Annotated in this window: 2 protein-coding genes; both read left to right on the top strand. The window is 30.4% G+C overall.

Annotation, left to right across the window (positions count from 1 at the left end):
• Window positions 1–210 precede the first annotated feature (210 nt).
• Entirely contained in the window at window positions 211–849 is a 639-nt protein-coding gene (locus EIG86_RS01820; protein WP_127844440.1) for a tetratricopeptide repeat protein, read from the top strand.
• A 221-nt stretch (window positions 850–1070) separates the two neighbouring features.
• Complete coding sequence (locus EIG86_RS01815; protein WP_127844439.1) at window positions 1071–1547, top strand: hypothetical protein; 477 nt, start codon at window positions 1071–1073, stop codon at window positions 1545–1547.
• Window positions 1548–2069: the final 522 nt, after the last annotated feature.

Genomic DNA, 2069 nt, shown 5'->3' with positions numbered 1-2069 from the left:
GACTCTGAATCGATCAAAATAAAAAAAATACGCAAGACAACACTGTGTATACGCAATAGCTGGTTTTTTGACTGAAACCAAAGTCTGGGATTTTTTGCTATTTTTGAGACTGAATTAAAAAGTTTTAGAATTTTTGCGCGCTACTGCGCATACACGAACCCGTTGTGCAAAATTTGAAAAAAATCTAATTTGTATAAAAATTTTAATAACATGCATAGATTTATATTATTAATTTATTTATTAATGATTACATCTTGTAAGAATACCGATAACTCAAATAATATTAAAATTATAAGTGAATCACCTTATATATATTACATTCTTGATGAAAATGGAATGCATTATTTTGATGAAAGGTTTCAACAAAATGATACTATAAGTGAAATATCAAATTCGGGTAGAGAATATATCTTTAATAATGAAATTGAAAAAGCTGAAAATCAAATTAATGAAGGGTTGAAAATTGACTCTCTAGATCCGATTTTAAATAATGATTTGGCTAATATTTATAAAAAAGATAAAAAGTTTGAAAAATCAATCATTCACTATAATAAAGCAATCAAAATTTCTGACTCAATCTATATTCCACCATTAATAAATCTAGCTGACTTATACGCAACGCTGGGAGAACAATCTAAATCAGAAAAAATTTATTTTTATATTATTAATAATAATAAATCTGAAATTTACCAAGGCATTGCATTTCATGGGTTAGCTAATATGTACTATAAATATGGATATATAGATAAAGCAAGATCGAACCTTAAAACTGGTAAAAAACTCGTACAAAAGGATAAAAATATTTTGAAGAAATTTACTGAATTAGAAGTGAAAATAAATCAATATTAATGAAAAAAACTTTGCACAACACCGTATATAGCTCATAGCTTAGCAGTTACTTAATTGAAGATTTAGGTTTTTTGGGTAAGTCGCCAAATTTTTAAATTTGACAACTTACCAAAAAATAAAATAAGTAGTAAATTTAAAATCTGGCTTGCTCTTAAACCGAAAAAAATCGCTAATTTACACGCTACGAGCCATATACAAAACCGTTGGCATTAATTAAAAAAATGAAGACAATCACAATTCTGACAATAACGATTATTTGCCTATTTGGGTGTAATAGTTCTCCTGAATCGAAAAACAACGAAAAAGTAAACGAAGCCAAAGTTTCTAATGAGTTAGTTGGATTACAAATTCAGGTAATTGAAAAATGGCCAGAAGAAATTGACGGATGTTCATGCTATTCTTCCCGAAATAAAGATGAATTTGAAAAAAGAGAATATATCTACATGGATGACTACGGAGACTTAGCGTTCATGAAGATAAATGGACAGCTTGAAAGATTTAATCTGACAAAATCAGACACCTTAACTTCTTCCGACCACTCAAAAGAAATTTGGACCAACGATAACTTCGAATTAACCATTGAAACACGCCAAGTAGGACAAATTGACGAGACTTGGCAACACAAAGGAAAACTGACTTTGAAACGAAAAGATGGTGAAACTATTGAAAATGAGATTTATGGAGAATGTGGTTGCTAATGAAAAAATAAAAAACTAATGCCAACACAGCATATAGCTTATGGCGGGTGAACGGCTGCCAGCAATGTTTTCGCTCCGTAGCCCGTTTTGGTTTCGGTGGACAGGAAAGTGCTTCGAAACCGCCACAAGCCATATGCAAACCGTTGGCAACAAGCTGAAAAACCACGATGCTGAAAGGAAAACGAAAACTGATTTTATTAATTCTCATTGTAATTCTGACTTTTATTATCGGAATGAGATACGAATTGGATTATCGGATTTTGACTCGTGAAACAATAAAATATTTGGCGAATTATAAACTTGGATTTTATGGCGGAAAGGACTTTCGTTTTTTTGAAACGGACATTGCTTTTATTCTGACTTTAATACCAATCGGATTATATTTCACATTACGCAAAGTTGAATCTCTGATAAAAATAATCGGACTGAATTTAATTTATTTGATTTTAATCCCGACTTTTTGTAAGCTTCCCCTAAAACCGAACTGTTCAAAAGTATAATATAATTTTTAAATTTGGACAT

The organism is Psychroflexus aestuariivivens, from assembly GCF_004010055.1.
Taxonomy (GTDB): Bacteria; Bacteroidota; Bacteroidia; order Flavobacteriales; family Flavobacteriaceae; genus Psychroflexus; species Psychroflexus aestuariivivens.
The sequence above is the reverse complement of the archived record's forward strand: the minus strand, read 5'-3'. Positions and strand labels throughout refer to the sequence as shown.